Source organism: Cryobacterium sp. (genome assembly GCF_026786305.1).
In the GTDB taxonomy this organism is placed as follows: Bacteria; Actinomycetota; Actinomycetes; order Actinomycetales; family Microbacteriaceae; genus Cryobacterium.
The window spans coordinates 1-18,985 of sequence record NZ_JAJAYI010000092.1 but is presented as its reverse complement, the minus strand read 5'-3'; the positions used below and the strand labels follow the sequence as shown (position 1 = coordinate 18,985).

Below are 18,985 nucleotides of genomic sequence, written 5' to 3'. Positions count from 1 at the left end.
CCGAGGCTCAACCAACGATGCTGAGGCTCGACAAACGATGTTGGGGCTCGACCAACGATGTCGAGGCTCGACCAACGGGTTCCTCGAACGCCTCGGGTGACGGGCAGGCACAGACCAGGTTGCGGTCGCCGTAGGCATTGTCGATGCGTCGCACCGGCGGCCAATACTTGTTGCGCACGAGGTTCGCGAGCGGGTAGACGGCGATGGATCGGTCGTAGGGGTGCTCCCACTCCCCTTCGATCACGGACTGCGCGGTGTGTGGCGCATTGTGCAAGGGGTTGTCGTCCGCGGGCCAGCGGCCGGCGGCGACGGCATCCGCTTCGGCCTTGATCGCGATCATGGCGTCGACGAAGCGGTCGATTTCGCCGAGGTCTTCACTCTCGGTGGGTTCGACCATGAGCGTGCCGGCCACCGGAAAGCTCATGGTCGGTGAGTGGAAACCGTAATCGACGAGACGTTTGGCCACGTCGTCGACGCTGATTCCCGTGGCCGCGGTGAGCGGGCGCAGGTCAAGAATGCACTCGTGCGCGACCAGGCCGTTTTCGCCCGAGTAGAGCAGCGGGTAGCTGTTCTCAAGGCGTTTGGCCACGTAGTTGGCAGCGAGCACGGCGGCACCGGTCGCCTGCTTGAGGCCGTCGATGCCCATCATGCGCACGTAGGCCCACGAAATGGGCAGAATGCTCGGGCTACCGTAGGGCGCGCCTGAGACCGGTCCACCGGCGTGCACGACGGTCGCTGTGGTTCCCTCGCTGCCGATCAGGTAGTGCTCGTCGCTCTGCGCGAGCGGATGCCCCGGAAGGAACGAAGCGAGGTGCGCCTTGGCCGCGACCGGGCCGACGCCGGGCCCACCACCCCCGTGCGGGATGCAGAAGGTCTTATGCAGGTTCAGGTGCGAGACGTCGCCGCCGAAATCGCCGTAGCGAGCGAAACCGAGCAGTGCGTTGAGGTTGGCGCCGTCGACGTAGACCTGGCCGCCGGCCGCGTGCACGGCCGCACAGATGGTTGCGACCTCGTGCTCGTAGACGCCGTGGGTGGACGGGTAGGTGATCATGAGCGCGGCGAGGTTCTCGGCGTGCTCGGCGATCTTGGCGTGTAGGTCGTCGAGGTCGACGTTGCCGAGCTCGTCACAGGCCACAACGACGACGCGCATGCCGGCGAGGGCAGCGGATGCTGCGTTGGTGCCGTGCGCACTCGACGGGATCAGGCAGACCGTACGATCGGTGTCCCCGTTCGACTGGTGATAGCCCCGAATAGCGAGGAGGCCGGCCAGTTCGCCCTGACTGCCGGCGTTTGGCTGCAGCGACACCGAATCGTAACCGGTGACATCGCTCATCCAGGTTTCGAGCTGCCGCACGAGGTGCAGGTAGCCCTCAACGTCGGCGCGCGGCGCGAAGGGATGGATACCGGCGAATTCGGGCCAGCTGACTGCCTCCATCTCGCTCGCCGCGTTGAGCTTCATGGTGCAGGAGCCGAGTGGAATCATTCCGCGGTCCAGCGCATAGTCATAGTCGGCGAGGCGCTTGAGATAGCGCATCATGCTCGTTTCGGAGCGGTGCGTGTTGAAAACCGGGTGGGTGAGAAACTCACTCTCGCGGCCCAGGTCGGCTGGCACACCGTACTGCGACGCACCGAAGTCGACGTGGCCGAACGCGCTGCGGCCACCGAACGCCCCGACGACATACGACAAATCGACGAGCGTTGTGGTCTCATCGACCGAGATGCTGATGGTGGTCGGGTCGACCTGGTGCAGGTTGTACCCGCTCGCGGCGGCCTTCGCAACGATGTCGGCTGCATTGGTCGGCACGGAGACCCGGATGGTGTCAAAGAACGTGTCGTTGATCACGTCGACATCGATCGCGCGCAGGGCCAGGACGAGAGCGCCGGCCCGCTCGTGTACCTGTTCGGCGATCGCTTTCAGGCCCTGTGGCCCGTGATAAACCGCATACATGCCGGCCATGACGGCCAGCAGCACCTGGGCGGTACAGATATTCGACGTGGCCTTGTCACGGCGAATGTGCTGTTCGCGCACCTGCAGGGCGAGGCGGTAGGCGGGGTGACCGGTGGCATCCACGCTCACGCCCACAAGGCGGCCGGGCAGCTGACGCTCCAGGCCCGTGCGGACGGCCATGTAACCAGCGTGCGGTCCGCCAAAACCCATCGGCACACCAAAGCGCTGGCTGGTACCGACGGCGACATCCGCGCCGAGGTCGCCGGGCGACTTCACCAGGGTGAGCGCGAGCAGATCGGCGGCCACGACGGCGAGCGCCTTGTGTTCGTGTGCCAGGTCGATGACGGCCTGCGGGTTCCAGATGCGACCGGATGCTGCCGGGTACTGCACGAAGACGCCGAAGTAGTCGCCGAGATCGTCGGCCGTGGTGGACTCGTTCAGGGCCACCTGGGCCAGTTCGATGCCGAGCGCGGCCGCGCGGTTGGCGAGCAGCGCGTGGGTCTGCGGAAAGGCATCCGTGTCAACGATGAACCGACGGGACTTGGACTTGGAGGCGCGCAAGGCAAGTAGCATGCCCTCGACAACCGCCGTCGACTCATCGAGCATCGACGCGTTCGCCGTCGTCAGCCCGGTGAGGTCGGCGATCATGGTCTGAAAGTTGATGAGTGCTTCGAGGCGGCCCTGCGAGATCTCCGGCTGGTACGGCGTGTAGGCGGTGTACCAGCTGGGGTTTTCAAACACGTTGCGCTTGATCACGGCGGGTGTGAACGTGTCGTAGTAGCCGAGGCCGATCATCGAGCGTTTGACCGTGTTACGGCCGGCGAGAGCGCGAAGTTCGGCGATGGCCTCGTTCTCGCTCGCGGCGGGCGGCAGAGCGCTGTCCCCGTCTTGGCGAAACAGGTCAGCATGGATCGACGCGGGCATGGCGGCGGAGACGAGGTCTTGCACCGAGTCGTAGCCGAGCGTAGCGAGCATGTGGGACTGGGCGTCGACATCGGTTCCGATGTGACGCTGGGTGAAAGCCTGGATCATGATGTACGTTACTCTCCGATCAGGGCGGAATACTCGGCAAAGCTGAGCAGGGTGGGAAGGGTCTCGAATTCAACCTTGATCAGCCAGCCATCGCCGAACGGATCGCTGTTGACGAGTTCGGGGCTGTCGATCACGTGGTCGTTGGTGGCCGTGACGGTGCCGTTGACCGGGGCGAAAAGTTCGCCGACCGATTTCGTCGATTCGATCTCGCCGACGACCGTGCCGCCGGCGACAGTGCTGCCCACCTCGGGCAGCTCGACGAAGACGACGTCGCCAAGCTTCTCGGCGGCATAGGCGGTGATGCCGACGGTCGCGATGCTGCCGTCGACCAAAACCCACTCATGCTCGGCGGTGTACTGCAGTTTCGATGTGTCTGTCATGGTGTTGCCTTTCACAGGTTGCACGGATTCAGAGGGGACGCTGGTCTACTTGATGCGCTTATAGAAGGGAAGCGAGGTGACGGTGGCTGGAATGCGGGTTCCCCGCACGTTGACGTAGACCTCGGTGCCGAGGCGAGCGAGGTCGGGGGCGACGTAGGCCATGGCGATCGGGTAGCCGAGGGTCGGCGAGAGGGCGCCGCTCGTGATGGCACCGTCACTCTTTTCGGCATCGGGACTGCGGAAGATCTCGTAGTCGGCGCGCCCGGCACGCTTGCCGGCGGCAATCAGGCCCACCAAAACGGATGCCCCCTGCTTCGGCCCGGTCTCGCTCGCGGACCGGCCGACGAAGTCGTTCTCCTTGCCCAGGTTGACGACGCGGCCGAGGCCGGCCTGTGCCGGGAAGGTGGTGAGGGTCAGCTCGTGTCCGTAGAGCGGCATGCCGGCTTCGAGGCGGAGCGTGTCGCGACTGGCGAGTCCGGCCAAAACCAAACCCTTGTCGCCGCCAGCGACCACGAGGGCGTCCCACAATTCGCGGGCGTGAGCGGCCGCGAGGTACAGCTCGAAGCCATCTTCACCGGTGTACCCGGTTCGGGCGACGAGCAGCGGCTGGCCGCGGAAGAAGGCATCTGTAATGCGGTAGTACTTCATGAAATGCAGGTCGGCGCCCAGGTCGGTCACGCCCTCGGTGGCGTCGAGAATGGCGAGGGCATTCGGACCCTGCACGGCGATGAGTGCGTAGTCGTCGCTCTGGTCGACGACGCTCACGGCGAAATCGGCGGAGCGGGCGAGCAGCTCCTCGAAGGCGGCGAACCGGTTGCCGGCGTTGGCGACGACGAGGAACTTCTCGTCGCCGAGGCGGTAGACAACGAGGTCGTCGATGATGCCGCCGTTCTCGGCGAGGAGCAGGCTGTATTTGGCCTGCCACAGCTCGATGACCGAGAGCTTGCCGGCCAGCGCATAGTCGAGGTACGCGGCGGCATCCGCGCCCTCGACCAGAATCTCGGCCATGTGCGACAGGTCGAACAGGCCGGCCTCGTTACGAACAGCATGGTGCTCGGCGAGGTCGCTGGAGTAGCGTACCGGCATCTGCCAACCAGCGAAGTCGGTGAAGGTCGCACCATTGTCGACGTGCGCCTGGTGCAGCGGCGAGAAGCGCTCAGTGTGTGCGGAGGAAGTGGTGCTGGAATCGGCCGAGGTCATGAGTTCTCCGGGTGACAGGGCCGAAAGGTACGGCCGCGGCTGGTGCGAGGCTCGGTTGAGCCTCGTGGGAACTCCCCCTCTGTCGCTCGTGCCTGAGAGCTTCACCAGCGCGTGCGCACTGACTTTCACCGTGGGCGAGACTGTTCGTCGCGCCGGGCGCGCACCGTCTACTTTTCAGAGTGGCCAGTTCGATGCGGTACGAGTACCTGAGAGATTGTCGGGGAGGATTGCTCCTTCGGTGTTCGCACGCCTACGCGCCGAACTCTCCCGCATCGTCCATATGGCCCGATGTTCAGTTGTGGTCGATATTGCTGTCGTCGATACTGCTGCTCAGCCTAGCCCCACACCCCGCTGCTGCCGCGACGATGGCTGTCGAGCAGGTGGGTATCGATCATGCCGATCGCCTCCATCAGGGCGAACATTGTGGTGGGGCCGACGAAGACGAAACCCACTTTCTTCAGCGCCTTCGAGAGGGCAATGGATTCCGCGGAGCTCGTCGGCACGTCGGCCTGTGTGCGCGGCTCGGGGGTCGTGTCTGGCCGGAACGACCAGACAAAATCGACCAGTCCACTCTGCTCGCGCAGGGCGACCGTGGCCTGCGCGTTGGTGATCGTGGCGCGGATTTTCAGACGGTTGCGCACGATCTTCGCGTCGTTCAGCAGCCGAGCCATGTCATCGTCGTCGAAGGTGGCGACCCGGTCTGGATTGAAATCGGCAAAAGCCGCGCGAAACCCGGGGCGCTTGCGCAGAATGATGGCCCAGGACAGTCCGGACTGGAACGCCTCGAGGCTGATGCGCTCGAACAGGGCGTGTTCGCTTTGCACCGGAACGCCCCACTCGGTGTCGTAGTAGTCGCGCAGCATCGGATCGACCGAGGCCCAGAGTGGGCGAGCGAGGCCGTCGGGGCCGATGATGGCGCCGGAGACTGGTGGAATTTCTGTCATCTAGACCATTGAACACCAGCTGATGCAGCCGCCGAGCCGTGAGTTGGGGGCGATTTTCGGCATTTCTGGCATCGAGACTCACGGCTCGGCGACGCGACATCGGGGTTTAGTCCCGTCACCACGCCAAGGAGTCTGCAGCAGCCTGGGTGAGTTCGATGATGTTGTCGAGCAGGGCCGCCATGGTCTCGGAGCGCAGGAGCGCGATCTGGTCGAGCGGCCCAACCGGGGCGATCGCGGCGAGCTGCCAGGCCGCGGCAATCGGATCCTGGGACAGCTCCACGTCGGGCGACCACTGCTGGTCGGTGAACTCGCTCGCGAGCGCCAGGGTGCGCCGCACCAGTTGTTCGGCCTGTTCCCGGCGCGGCAGCAGCGAATCGTCCCACTCCAGGTCGGGCAGTTCGCGCACGGTGGCCAGCGGATGCGGGTCCTCCGGCATCCACTCGGTCACCTCGATTCTGCGCTCCCCCTGCACGACCAGTCCGAGGAAGCCCTCGGGCGCTTCCAGCTGGGTGACCCGGGCGACGGTGCCAATGCCGAAGCGACGTTCACCGCCGCCGACCTCCTGCCCACGCTCGATCAGCACGATGCCGAATTCGGCCGGTGGGGAATCAAGAACGCGCGCGAGCATGACGAGGTACCGTTCCTCAAACACCCGCAGCTGCAGCGGCATGTGGGGGAACAGCACGGATCCCAGGGGGAACATCGGTAGGGTGCGCATGTACCCAGCGAACCACGTCGGCGGCGGGTCGTAAAGTCTAAAGCGCCAATCGCTCAGCTGGATCGTGTCTTCGGTCGCCAGCCGGCCGTCATCCGCTTGCTGGAGTGAGTCATCACGTTCGCCCAAACCGACCGGGGCGCGTAGCCTGTAAGGCAACCGCACCCGCGGGTAAGGCGAAGGACTTCTCATGGATACCACCCTGCTTCGGCAGTTCATTGCCGCTGCCGAGGAGCCCGACTTTGCTCGCGCCGCCAGCAGGCTCGGCGTCGATCGCACAGTCCTCGGCGCCTCGATCAAGAAGCTCGAAGCCCAGGTTGGCTTCGCCCTGTTCGATCGCGATGCCCAGGCAACCACCCTGACCGACGCCGGCGTCGCCCTGTTGACGGATGCCCGCCGCGCGGTCTCGGCCGCACCCGGCCAGACGCAGAACACCGGCGGCAAGGCCAAAGCGTCCAAAGGCAGGGGCCGCGCGCCCGCGGTCAAGGGCCAGCCGCGCCAAGGTAAGAAGCGCCAGTCCCGCTAACCCCCAATGGTCGAGGCCTGGTCGAGCTTGTCGAGTTGAATCTCGGGCCGCGATGATCGAGGCAGGCTCGACCATCGACGTCAGAGCTCGGTGACCTGGCCTGCGTCGACGTTCCAGTGCCGATCGGTGTGCACGTTGTCGAGCATGCGCCGGTCGTGCGTGACGAGCAGCAGCGTGCCCTCGTAGGAGTCGAGCGCCTGCTCGAGTTGTTCGATGGCGGCGAGGTCGAGGTGGTTGGTGGGTTCATCGAGCACGAGCAGGTTGACGCCGCGCGCCTGCAGCAGAGCCAGACCGGCCCGGGTGCGCTCCCCCGGCGAGAGCTCGTCGACCGGGCGGTTCACATGGTCGGCTTTGAGCGCGAACTTGGCCAGCAGCGTGCGCACCTCGGCGGGAGAGAGTTCGGGAACGAGCACCTCGAAGCTCGCGCACAGGGGCCGGGCACCGGCCAGAAGAGCCCGGGCCTGGTCGATTTCACCGATCGCGACGCTGGTGCCGAGGTGAGCGCGGCCGGCATCCGCTTTCTGACGACCGAGCAGCGCACGCAACAGGGTGGATTTGCCGGCGCCGTTCGGGCCGGTGATGCCGATGCGATCGCCGCCGTTGACCTGCAACGACACCGGGCCGAGGGTGAAGTTACCCTGCCGAAACTCGGCGTTGCGCAGCGTCGCCACGACGGCGCCAGAGCGCGGGGCCGAACCGATGGTGAACTCCAGCTGCCACTCCTTACGGGGCTCCGGGGCCTCCTCGAGGCGCGCGATGCGGCTTTCCATCTGACGCACCTTCTGCGCCTGCTTCTCGCTCGACTCGACGGAGGCCTTGCGCCGGATCTTGTCGTTGTCGGGCGCCTTCTTTAGGGCGTTGCGCACACCCTGGCTCGACCATTCCCGCTGGGTTCTCGCCCGGCCAACGAGGTCGGCTTTCTTGGCCGCAAACTCGTCGTAGTTCTCGCGGTTGTGCCGTCTGGCCGTTTCGCGTTCCTCGAGGTAGGAATCATAGCCGCCGCCGAACACGCGGTTCGCACCCTGAACGAGGTCGAGTTCGAGCACTCGGGTGACGCAGCGGGCGAGAAATTCGCGGTCGTGGCTGACCAGAACGACACCGCTGCGCAAGCCCCTGACGAAGGCTTCGAGGCACTCGAGTCCGTCAAGGTCGAGGTCGTTGGTGGGCTCATCGAGCAGCACGATATCGAAGCGGGAGAGCAGCAGGGCGGCCAATCCGACGCGCGCGGCTTGGCCGCCCGAGAGCGCGGTCATCAGGCTGTCGGCCGTGAGCGACGTGCCGAGCGCGAGGCCCAGGTCGGCGAGAACGATCGGCAGCCGTTCGTCGAGGTCGGCGGCCCCGCTGGCCAGCCAACGCTCCAGGGCCGTCGTATAGGTGTCGGCCGGGTCGATTCCATCGAGGCGTGGCTGCGGGTCTCCGAGAGCGGATGCGGCGGCGTCCATTTCGCGGGTCGCCTCGGCGCAGCCCGTGCGCCGAGCAATGTAGCCGCCGATCGTTTCCCCGGGCACCCGTTCGTGCTCCTGCGGGAGCGCGCCAACGAAAGCATCCACGGGGCTGAGCGTGATCGTGCCGGCCTGCGGCTCGTCGAGCCCGGCGAGCAGGTTCAACAGCGTGGATTTACCGGCGCCGTTGGCACCGACGACACCGACGACGTCGCCGGGGGTGACCGTGAGGTCGAGAGATTCAAACAGGGTGCGGTGCGCAAAGCCGCCGGCCAGGCCCTTGGCCACGAGTGTTCCGGTCATTACCCCATATTCTCATTGCGCGAGGCGCCCGGCCGACCCTAAACCGGGCAAGCTGCTCGGTAGAGTGAGTTTCAAGCGGCTCACGAGCAGTCCAGTCACACGCCTGTCGCGGCCGCAACCAAGGGACCAGACTGTGAACAACGACACGACACACGGCGAGCCGACGACTGTGCCGCCCACTCAAGTCATGCACACCGACTTACAGAAGCGCGTCGTGCGGGTGCTCATTGCCGGGCAGATTCTTGGCGGAATCGGCATGGGAGCGACCCTGTCGCTGGGCGCGCTGCTCGCCGCCGAGCTGTCGGGATCGAGCGCGTGGTCCGGTATGGCCGCGACCATGAGCACCCTGGGTGCGGCGATCGTGGCCGTGCCGCTCGCCCGCCTGGCCCAGGCACACGGCCGTCGAGTATCGCTCGCGACCGGTTCGCTGGTGGCCGCCGCTGGCGCGATATTGGCCATCACCTCGGTTGCCGTTGATATTTTTCCTCTGCTTCTGCTCGCGCTCATGCTGCTCGGTGCCGGATCGGCCACGAATTTACAGGCCCGATTCGCGGCCACCGATCTCGCCACCGCGCGCTTTCGTGCCCGCGACCTCTCGATCGTGGTCTGGTCGACCACCATCGGCGCCGTGCTTGGCCCCAACCTCTTCGGACCGGGCGAAGCGCTCGGCGCCGCACTCGGACTCCCCGCAATGACGGGCGCGTTCGCTTTTTCGCTCACCGCGACGGTCGCCGCCGCCCTCGTCTATGCCGTCGGATTGCGACCCGACCCTCTTCTGACCGCATTGGCGGCACGCACGGCGCGAGCGGGAATTCGCCGGGCCAGTGGCGGTCTGGCCATTCTGCACGGCAATGCGGCGGCTCGCTACGCCGTGGTCGTGATCGCACTCAGCCATGCCACCATGGTCGCGCTCATGTCGATGGCGCCCGTGCACCTGCGGGACCACGGGGCCACGCTGACGATCGTCGGGCTGACAATCAGCCTGCACGTGGCCGGAATGTACGCCCTCTCCCCCGTATTCGGTGCGCTCTCCGACCGCGTTGGACGACTTCCGGTTATTCTCAGCGGGCAGGCAATGCTGTTGGTCGCGCTCACCGTCGCCTGGATGAGCGATGGCACGCAGGGCGCGATGACTATGAGTCTGATTTTTCTGGGCCTCGGCTGGTCGGCCTCCGTTGTGGCTGGCTCGGCACTCATCTCGGAGGCCGTCGAGATTGAGGATCGTTCCTCGCTGCAGGGGTTCTCCGACCTCTCCATGAACGCGGCCGGCGCACTCGGGGGCGCACTAGCCGGGCCGATTCTGGCGCTGGCCGGGTATTCAACCGTCGGCGTCTCCGCCATGGTGCTCGTTGCCGTCGTGGTCGTTTGGTCAGTCGTGCGGCTGCGCGGCGCGCACGCGTAGACCCCTCGATCACTCGCTGCCGCCTGCGACTACGAGTCGGTGACCGTGATTCCGAAGCTTTTCAGCTTGCGATAGAGCGACGACCGGGCGATTCCCAGGGACTCGGCCGCGCGCATCCGGTTGCCTTCAGTTTTGTGCAGCGCGCCGACTATGAGGTCGCGCTCCCCCGCTTCGAGCGCCGACAACAGCCGAGGCGCACCGCCATGGCAGTAGGCGGGGAGATCTTCGGCCTGGATGGCACCGACCGGTCGAGTGAGCAGGGCGGTATCGAGCGCTTCTTCGAGCTGCCTGATATTGCCCGGCCAGGGGTAGCGGGAGATCACCCGCATCGCCGGGGCACTCACGGTGGCGGGGCGCAATCCGGCCCTCCGCGCGAGCACCCGGGTGACGATGTCGGGCAAGTCGTCGATGCGATGACGCAAGGGCGCCACCGTCACGGATGTTTCGAAATGGTGCAGCAGGGTCGTGTACGGGTGAGCAGCAGCCAGATCTTCCTGAATATCGGGCTGCGATACCGTGACCGCGACACCGTCAGCAGCACCGCTCGCCCCCCCGGTTCTCAGTTCGCGCGAGCTGAGAAAGGCGTCGAGTTCGGTGACCGCTCGCGTGTTGAGCCGATCAATATTGCGAAAGACGTAGAGCGTGGGCTGGGCCGCCGCGTTAGAGCGGTCTCGGTCAAGAGCGGGTTGCAGGCCGTGGTCATTCAGGTCGTCGGCGCAGTACACAACGCTGCGACCTGCGGGCACAATGTGGCTGAAGAGCTCGGCCACGAGCGACACCTTGCCGCCGCCCGCCTCCCCCAGAACGAGCAGCGCCGCGCCGGCGGTGAGGGCCGACACAACGCTATCCGATGCCCGCTTTCCGAGCAGCGATGACATGTCGCTGAGAATCGCCGCGACCTGCGGTTCGCTTGACCGTGGCTCGCGTTTGGGCAGCGTCAGCCGGTTCAGACCGTTCCCGCCCGTGGGCGCCATCGGCTCCGAGACGATCTCAACGACCACGACGATGCCTGCGACGTCGAGGCCCACCACGACGCGCTTGCCCCGAATATGCACGACCTTGCCCGATGACAATTCGATCTGATCCACCGGATGCCCCGGCGAGATCATGAGGTAGCGAGCGTGCTCGTGAATGGTCCACTGTTCATCGGGGGCGAACAGGGTCTGCGCCACGGCGTTGCCCATCACGACGGTGCCGCCGATCGCCATGACCGCGCCGCGACTGCGGGCGTCCACCCGCACGTACGCCTCAAACAGGGCCTGTTGCCGCTGGCTGCGATCGACGAGCAGGTTGCGCTCAATCTCGTGGGCGGCCGACTGCACGAGGGAATGCATGAGCGGGTTGGCGTACTCGCTGAGACAGCTGATGTCGAGCACCCCCTCGACCCGGCCCGTGAGCGGGTCGCGAATAGGGCTACCGGCACACGCGAACGGCTGCAAATGCTCGAGAAAATGCTCGGGTCCCACGATATAGAGCGATTGACCCGACTCGAGCACGGTGCCGATGCCGTTGGTTCCCACGCTCGCCTCGGCGTAGTTGAAACCCGGAGCCAGCGATACGTCATCGAGCAAGGTTCCGATCCTTGTATCGGTTTCGGAGCGACTCAGAATTCTCGCCTTGTAGTCGGTGAGCACGATCGACAGCGGCATTTGGGCCATCTCATCGCTCAGCCGGGCAATGACCGGCTCCGAGCAGCGCATGAGCCGACCGGTGAGATCCAGATCGCTGTGAAACACCGCCTGAGACGAGCCCGCGTCTACGCCGGCGGACAAGGATCGCTGCCAGGAAGCCGCAACCGGCCCGGGAACTGACTGCGTCTCAGCGGTCCCGAAGCGGAGGAAATCGGCGCGGGCAGCGGCGATTTTAACGCGCCGCTCGGCGATTCTGTGCATATCTACTCCCTTGTGGACTCTCTAAGCATGCCCTCTGAGACCCGGCGACCGCTAGCCGAGGTGTGTCCCAATGTGGGACACACCCCGCCTCGACAGCGGGGCCACTGTTGGTGGAGAGGCTCCCCAGGGAGCATCGATCACTCACCACAAACCGCAAAGGAGCGCTCATGGAACGATTGATCAACATCGACAACGGTGGAACTCTCACCGATATTGTCGTCGCCAGCGGAACGGAATTCACGTTCACCAAAACCCTCACCACGCCGGTCGACCTGTCCCAGTGTCTGTTCGATGCAATGACGAAGGCATCGGCGCAGATCTACGGCGAGGCCAATCTGGCCGGCCTGCTGCACTCGACCCAGCACATCCGCTATTCATCGACGCAGGGCACGAACGCACTGGTTCAGCGCAAGGGCCCGCTGATCGGGCTCATCACCGACGATCCCGCTTTGCCCGACGCGCTCGGCACTTCGAACGACACGGCCGCACTCTTTAGCGATCTGATCGGAGCCCGTGTTGGCATTGTTTCGGTCGAGGGTACATCCCAAGAACTCTCGCAGCAGCTGGTCGCCGAGATCAACCGGCTGACCACCGCCGGAGCGGAACGTTTGGTCGTGGCTGGCATTAGCCCTGAACGCGAGCACCTGTTCAAGCGCACCATGCTCAAGAACTTTCCCCGTCACCTGCTCGGCTCGGTGCCGATTCTGTTCTCGCGCGAGTTCGCCTCGGACACGTCGAGGCAGCGCCAGGTCTGGTCGGGCATTCTCAATTCCTTTCTGCACCCCACCGTGGAGCGCTTTCTCTACAGCGCTGAACACCGACTGCGCGCCTATAAGGTCAAAAACCCCCTGTTGATCTACCGCAACGACGGAGCATCCTCCCGCGTCGCCAAGTCGGTTGCACTCAAGACCTATTCCTCGGGGCCGCGCGGCGGGCTCGAGGGCACGCGGGCCCTCGCCGAGGCCTATGGGCTCGACAACGTGCTCATGATCGATGTTGGCGGTACCACAACCGACGTCGGAACCGTCTCCAACCGCACTATTGCCGTGGACCGGCGCGGATCGATCCAGGGTGTCGACATCTCCTATGAAATGAGCGACGTGCGTTCGACCGGAGTTGGTGGCAGCTCAATCATCGCCGTGCGCGATGGCGAGATCACGGTCGGACCGGAAAGTGTCGGTGCCGCGCCCGGTCCGGCGTGCTTCGGTTTCGGTGGCACCTCAGCCACGATCACCGACGTCAATCTGCTGCTCGGAGTGCTCGACCCCGCCACCTACCTGAACGGCGAGATGGCCCTCGATGCTGAGCGGTCACGCCAGGTCATCACGAAAACCGTCGCCGACCCTCTGGGCATCAGCCTCGAGGAGGCGCTGATTCGCATGGAGGAAAACTACTCCAGCCATCTGGCACAGTCCTTCGCCGACCTCGTGAGCCCGACCGGCGACACAACGGTCGCTGCGTTCGGCGGTGGCGGACCGATGAGCGCCTGCAGCGCCGCACGCATTGCGGGTGCAGGCACCGTGCTCGTGCCGAGGCTCGCCGCAGTGTTCTCGGCCTACGGCATCAGCTTCTCGGACATCTCTCAATCGTACGAAACCCATGTGACCGGATTCACGGATGCCGAGCTCAGCGCGGCGCGAACCGCCATGCAGACGGATGCCGGCAAGGACATGTTCCAGGAAGGTCACGACCTGAGCGAGTGCGAACTGGAATGGACGACCATCATCGAAGACGGTGAAGAAATCCTTTCGCTCAAGGCCACTTTCGAGTTGCCGCACCCGGCCATTGCCAGCGGGGAGCCCGCGACGGGCATCGCCGCCGTACCCGCCGACACCCGACAGGTCCGCTCCACGGCCACCCAAATCGACAGCACCCCCGTGTACCTCCTCGATGACCAGAAGCCCGGTGCCACTGCCGCCGGGCCAGCCATTGTCGAGGGCCCATTCTTCACCGCACGAGTGCCGCTTGGCTGGACCCTCACGGTCTCCGCCGCCGGCGACCTCCAACTCACCGACACGTTCTAATTTGTTTCCCCAGGAAGGTACAAACAAAATGCGCGTTCCCATGACCGAATACCTGCTCATCGACCTCGAAACTGAGAGATGGATCTGCCGCATCTGCGCCCACGACTTCGGTGACGCCCGCGGCAACTACAAGGAAGGAACCCTGGTCTTCGACCGGGACCCGCAGGAGATTCACCCCCCGGTGATTGACCCGGACAAGTACGAGTTCACCTTCTCGCCCGACCCGACCTTCTGCCGCATCCTGGAGTTCTACTGCCCCACCTGCGGCACCCAGATCGAGGCCGAATATCTGCCTCCGGGACACCCTCCGACCGTTGACATGCTCTGGGACATCGACTCGCTGCGCGAGAAGTGGGAAGCCCATGGCGGCAACCCCGAAGAAGTCGTCAACTACGGCCCGGGCGAGAACGCCGAGACCGACCTCAGCGCCCAGTTTGATTCCGCGTCGGCACACTCCCACGCGCACCAGACCGAAGGGCACTGACCGTGAAAAGAATATCCGTAGACATCGGCGGCACATTCAGCGACTGCTTCTTCGTCTGGGACGACGTGTACATCGAGTCGAAGGCACTCACCACCCACCACAACCTCGCCCTCGGCTTCAACGAAGCCCTCGACCGGGCCTGCGAGCGGGCCGGCATCAGCCGGGAAAAAGCGCTCAAAGAGGTCGACTCGGTGCGCTATGCCACCACCCTTGGCACCAATGCGCTGATCGAGGGCAAGGGCCCCCGGGTGGCAGCGATCGTCACCCACGGCTTCGAGGACACCATCCCGCTTTCCCGCGGCCGTGGTTACGGCGAAGGGCTCGACGGCATCAAACAGGGTGACATGCCCGACGCCCAGCGCCCTGACCCGCTCGTGCCACGTCGGCTCATCCGCTCGGTCAAGGAACGCATCGACTCGGTCGGTGAAGTGCTCGTGCCGTTGATGTACGACGATGTGCGCACCCAAGTACGCGAACTCGTCGACAACGGCGCAGAGGCCATCGTCATTGCGCTGACCAACGCCACCGAAAACTCGGTACACGAAGATCGCATCCTCGAGATCATTCTCGACGAGTACCCCGCGCACGAACTCGGGTCTATCCCAGTACTGCTCAGCAGCCAGGTTTCGGGCCGCAAAGGCGAATATGTGCGGGCGATGGCCACCATCGTCGACGCTTTTTTGCACCAGACGATGTTTTTCGCGCTCAACCAGCTCTCGAACAACCTGCGCGACTCGGGCTATGAGAAGCCGATGCTCGTTATCCACAACTCGGGCGGCATGGCGCAGCCCAATTCAACGGATGCGCTGCAAACGATTCACTCCGGACCGATCGCCGGCGTCGGCGCGGCCCAGCACCTCTCGGAATCGACCGGGCTCGGCGACGTCGTGTCGATGGACATGGGCGGCACCTCGTTCGATATCGGATTGGTGCCCGAGGGAGGGGTGCGGCACTACGACTTCCAGCCCACCATCGGGCGCTGGATGGTGTCGGCACCGATGATTCACCTCAACACCCTCGGCGCCGGTGGCGGCTCGATCGCCGCCTACAATCGCATTCACCACGCGATTCAGATCGGACCGGAGTCGGCCGGAAGCGACCCGGGCCCGGCCTGCTACGACCGCGGCGGACTGCGTCCAACCGTGACCGATGCCGACCTCGTGCTTGGTTACCTCGACCCTGAGAACTACGCCAACGGGCACATCAAGCTCAACAAAAAGCGCTCGATCTACGTGATCGACGAAACGCTCAGCGACGAGCTTGATCTCGACGCGGTCGAGGTCGCCAAGGTGATCAAGAAAACCGTTGACGAGCAGATGGCGATCGGTATCGAAAAGGAGCTGCGCTCGCGTGGCGGCCTGATCGAGGACTACACGATGCTCGCCTACGGCGGTAATGGCCCGCTGCACGCCTGCGGCATCGCGGCCAGCGCCGGCATCAGCCGCATTCTGTTTCCGCCGTTCGCCTCGGTGTTCTCGGCGCTCGGCGCCGGCAATATGCAACCGCTGCACATTCACGAACGCAGCGCCTACGTCGTTCTTTATGAGGCGATCAAGCGCAGCCTGTACAGCGAATATGAGGCTCTGAACGGGTACATCGAGGATCTGGAAGCCAAGGGCGCCGAAGATCTGGTGCGCCAGGGCTACGACCGCGCCGACGTGCGCTACCGCCTCGAGATGGACATGCGCTACGGTAACCAGCTCGTCACAACGGCCGTCGCGTTCGACATCAACCGGGTCAACGGGGTCGCCGATGTGCTGCACCTGATCAAGACCTTCTCCGATATTTTCGGCGAGCGCTATGGCGAGGGGACGCAGGCACCGGAGGCGGGCATCCGAGTGCAGACGATTCGAGTCGCATCGTTCATCGAGGGCGAAGTGGTTCAGTTCGAGTCGATCAAGATCGGCGGCGAAAAGATCAAACCAGCCTCGCTCTCGCACCGTACGGTGCACTTCACCAGCATTAATGGCGCCGTAGACACCCCCGTTTACGATGCCGAAGCGCTCAAACACGAATATGTGATTCACGGTCCGGCGATTGTCACGACCGAGAACACGACCTATCTGGTGGAGCCGGGCTGGCGCCTGGAGCCGACCGTGCAGGGAGCGGTTTGGCTGCTCAGCGACTAAGCATTCCCTCCATCCCCGCCTCACCTCGCATCAGCACTCGCATAAGCAAAGGAGCTTGAGCACTATGACACTGACAACTGACGAATTCGTACCCACCAGTGGAAACGACGACGATGCCAACCAGCTACTGACCGACCAGGAACAGCAGTGGGTCGACAAGTTCATGGACGAGACCACCCTCTTTCTCGGACCCGACCCGGCCATCATGCGCCACCACGAGATCATGCCGCGCACGGACTATGAAGAGGAGTGCATCGCCAACGGGATCGACCCCTTGGAGATTGACCGCATCCGCAAGCGCCTGGCCGGTGCCCTCGACGAAGCCTTCGAAATGTGCGAAAGCATGGGTGCCGCTCCCGGCGCAAAATGGGCCGACCTGTCCTGCGCCGTTTATACCGCCGAGGGTGACGTCACCTATCTCTCCAATCGCGGCGTTATCGCGTTCTCCGCGGTACTGCACCACCCCATCCGCTACATCATGAAGAACTGGAAGAACGAGCCCACCGTCGGCATCAACGAGGGTGACGGATTCTTCCACAACGACTCCCGCTTCGGCATGGTGCACAACACTGATCAGTCGATGCTGGTGCCGGTCATTCGCCATGGAATCATCATCGCCTGGGTTGGCGCGACCATTCACGAGGGTGAAAACGGCGCCTGCGAGCCGGGCGGCATGCCGTCGGGCTCGGAGACACCGTTCGACGACGGCCTGCGGGCCTCGCCGATCAAGATCGTGGAGAAGGGCCACCTGCGCCGCGACCTGCTGACCTTCCTGCAGCACTCCACCCGCGACCCGAAACTCATGCTCGCCGACATCAAGGTGAAAATGGGCGCCGTGCGCCGCATCATGGACACCGTCGACCGTCTCATCGACGAGGTCGGGCAGGAGACATTCGTTGCCTCCCTGCGCGTCACCGTGGAAGACGTGGAGACCGAGGTGCGCCGCCGCATCGGCGAACTGCCCGACGGCACGGTTACGTTCAACCAGTTCGTCGACTCGACGCTGAAAGAAAACATCCTGATCAAGTTCGCCTGCAAGATCACCATCAAGGGCGAGCGCATGATCGTGGACCTCACCGGGACCGGCCCCGAGATTCTCAACCGGGCCATCAACTCGCCACTCGCCTCGACCAAGGCATTCATGGTGCAGGCTATTTTGTCGTACTGGTGGCCCGACCTGCCACGCTCCACCGGGGCGATGAGCCCGATTGACGTCATCACCGAAGAGCACAGCTGGGCGGATGCCGGTTACGACGCTCCCGTTGGCCAGTCGCTGCAAGCCTCCTTCCGCGGTTTCTCCGCGCTGCAGAGCGCATTTGCCAAGATGCAGTTCTCGGCACCGCAGAAATACTCCAACGTCGTGGCACCCTGGTTCAACCAGATCAACGACTTTCTGTGGGGCGGTACTACCCAGAACGGCGAACAGGTCGGCAACCTGTGCGCCGACCTGAACGGCATGGGTGGCGGAGCGAAAGCCTTCCGTGATGGCGAGGACGCCGTCGCCCCGCTGTTCTGCGCGATGGCCGACATCGGCGAGCAGGAAGTCATGGAAGAAGAGGTGCCGTTCCTGCAACTCGTCAGCAAGCGTCTCGTTCGTGACAACCAGGGCTTTGGAAAATTCCGCGGTGGCATGGGTTACGAAATGATGGTCGCCTCACGCGGCACACCCAGCTGGGGTTTCATGACCGTCACGAGCGGATCGAAGTTCTCCTCCGTGCCCGGCATGTTCGGTGGCTATGGCTGCCCGGTGTACCCGCTCGCGATGGTGAAAAACGTCAATATCTACGACATCATCAAAAAGGACCCGACGCAGTTCAATCTCTCCATGGAACGGGTGATGAACGAGCAGCCGTTCGAGGGCGGCGACTATCAGTCCTCGCACATGGGGCTGCAGTTCGACGTGGCAAAAGAGGGCGAGCTCTACATGATCGCCCAGGGAGCGGGCGGCGGCTACGGCGATGTGCTGGAGCGCGACCCGGAACTCGTGGTGACCGATCTGGAGCTCGACCGCATCAGCGCCCACACCGCCTCGAGCATGTACGGCGTGGTGTGGGAACCCGGCACCTACGTCGTGCACGAAGATCAGACCAACGAGCGGCGGGCCCAGATGCGCCGGGACCGCATTGCGCGCGGCACTCCCTACAAGGAGTTCGTGAAGAAGTTTGTGCAGGAAGAGCCGCCGGCCGACCTGCTGTACTTCGGTTCCTGGGGCCAGGACGACGACGAAAACCTGATCGCCACCCACTGGGGTGGACTGGAACCGGAACGGGTCACCGGCAAGCTCGCCGAGCTCCCGCTGATCATGGTTCCTGACCGTCGGGTGCTCAAGATCACCAAGCTAGAAGCCCGGGTGCGCGAACTCGAGCAGAAATACGGCGAAGTCGTCGAGCACAAATCCTAGTATCCGCCTGCTGACCCGCGGCTGCGGGGCCGTCTCCGCTGGCCACGACCGGGCTCGGGCTGTGGCGCGGTTCTTTGCCCGAGTCGGAGAATGAGTGTGAGAAGAGGACGTCGTGGGCCATGCTCAGGGCGGCCCACTCCACCAGTGGCGAGGGGTCCTGGCG

13 protein-coding genes and 1 riboswitch are annotated in these 18,985 nt (G+C 64.5%); of the genes, 6 read left to right on the top strand and 7 right to left on the bottom strand.

Translation table 11 applies throughout. The annotated features are described in order from the left end of the window. Window positions 1-7: 7 nt before the first annotated feature. The 5 genes from gcvP to LH475_RS11845 form a co-directional block, all read right to left on the bottom strand. Window positions 8-2,980 carry an aminomethyl-transferring glycine dehydrogenase gene (gcvP, locus tag LH475_RS11865; RefSeq protein ID WP_196843275.1) on the bottom strand — a complete coding sequence of 991 codons (2,973 nt, stop codon included), beginning with the start codon at window positions 2,978-2,980 and terminating at the stop codon, window positions 8-10. A gap of 8 nt (window positions 2,981-2,988) precedes the next feature. Beyond that, window positions 2,989-3,360: a glycine cleavage system protein GcvH gene (gene gcvH / locus LH475_RS11860; RefSeq protein ID WP_196843274.1), complete on the bottom strand. Its 372-nt coding sequence runs from the start codon at window positions 3,358-3,360 to the stop codon at window positions 2,989-2,991. Window positions 3,361-3,405: 45 nt separating this feature from the next. After that, window positions 3,406-4,560, bottom strand: coding sequence for a glycine cleavage system aminomethyltransferase GcvT (gene gcvT, locus LH475_RS11855; RefSeq protein WP_196843273.1), 1,155 nt, complete (start codon window positions 4,558-4,560; stop codon window positions 3,406-3,408). Between the two features lie 184 nt (window positions 4,561-4,744). Beyond that, window positions 4,745-4,840, bottom strand: a riboswitch (glycine riboswitch). Between the two features lie 55 nt (window positions 4,841-4,895). Further along, window positions 4,896-5,504, bottom strand: a complete 609-nt coding sequence (locus tag LH475_RS11850; protein ID WP_196843272.1) for a DNA-3-methyladenine glycosylase I — start codon at window positions 5,502-5,504, stop codon at window positions 4,896-4,898. 115 nt (window positions 5,505-5,619) lie between these two features. Beyond that, a complete protein-coding gene (locus LH475_RS11845; RefSeq protein ID WP_196843271.1) occupies window positions 5,620-6,222 on the bottom strand; it encodes an LON peptidase substrate-binding domain-containing protein in 603 nt (200 codons plus the stop codon). A gap of 187 nt (window positions 6,223-6,409) precedes the next feature. Here LH475_RS11845 and LH475_RS11840 point away from each other — a divergent pair, with 187 nt between their 5' ends. Continuing rightward, window positions 6,410-6,745 (top strand): LysR family transcriptional regulator, encoded by a 336-nt coding sequence (locus LH475_RS11840; RefSeq protein ID WP_196843270.1) that lies wholly within the window; start codon window positions 6,410-6,412, stop codon window positions 6,743-6,745. An 80-nt stretch (window positions 6,746-6,825) separates the two neighbouring features. On the opposite strand, the gene LH475_RS11835 is transcribed toward LH475_RS11840, so the two are convergent. Beyond that, the gene (locus tag LH475_RS11835; RefSeq protein WP_196843269.1) at window positions 6,826-8,490 is read right to left on the bottom strand and encodes an ABC-F family ATP-binding cassette domain-containing protein; all 1,665 of its coding nucleotides are present in this window, start codon (window positions 8,488-8,490) and stop codon (window positions 6,826-6,828) included. A gap of 187 nt (window positions 8,491-8,677) precedes the next feature. Between LH475_RS11835 and LH475_RS11830 the strand changes: the two genes are divergently transcribed. After that, window positions 8,678-9,892, top strand: coding sequence for an MFS transporter (locus LH475_RS11830; RefSeq protein ID WP_297414202.1), 1,215 nt, complete (start codon window positions 8,678-8,680; stop codon window positions 9,890-9,892). Between the two features lie 29 nt (window positions 9,893-9,921). On the opposite strand, the gene LH475_RS11825 is transcribed toward LH475_RS11830, so the two are convergent. Then, the gene (locus LH475_RS11825) at window positions 9,922-11,628 is read right to left on the bottom strand and encodes a helix-turn-helix domain-containing protein (RefSeq protein ID WP_196843267.1); all 1,707 of its coding nucleotides are present in this window, start codon (window positions 11,626-11,628) and stop codon (window positions 9,922-9,924) included. Window positions 11,629-11,951: 323 nt separating this feature from the next. On the opposite strand from LH475_RS11825, the gene LH475_RS11820 reads away from it, so the two are divergent. The 4 genes from LH475_RS11820 (at window position 11,952) to LH475_RS11805 (ending at window position 18,822) form a co-directional block, all read left to right on the top strand. Then, window positions 11,952-13,808 carry a hydantoinase/oxoprolinase family protein gene (locus LH475_RS11820; RefSeq protein ID WP_297414200.1) on the top strand — a complete coding sequence of 619 codons (1,857 nt, stop codon included), beginning with the start codon at window positions 11,952-11,954 and terminating at the stop codon, window positions 13,806-13,808. Window positions 13,809-13,836: 28 nt separating this feature from the next. Further along, the gene (locus LH475_RS11815; RefSeq protein ID WP_196843265.1) at window positions 13,837-14,292 is read left to right on the top strand and encodes an acetone carboxylase subunit gamma; all 456 of its coding nucleotides are present in this window, start codon (window positions 13,837-13,839) and stop codon (window positions 14,290-14,292) included. 2 nt (window positions 14,293-14,294) lie between these two features. Next, window positions 14,295-16,421 carry a hydantoinase/oxoprolinase family protein gene (locus LH475_RS11810; protein ID WP_196843264.1) on the top strand — a complete coding sequence of 709 codons (2,127 nt, stop codon included), beginning with the start codon at window positions 14,295-14,297 and terminating at the stop codon, window positions 16,419-16,421. A gap of 64 nt (window positions 16,422-16,485) precedes the next feature. Next, window positions 16,486-18,822, top strand: a complete 2,337-nt coding sequence (locus LH475_RS11805) for a hydantoinase B/oxoprolinase family protein (RefSeq protein WP_196843263.1) — start codon at window positions 16,486-16,488, stop codon at window positions 18,820-18,822. Window positions 18,823-18,985: the final 163 nt, after the last annotated feature.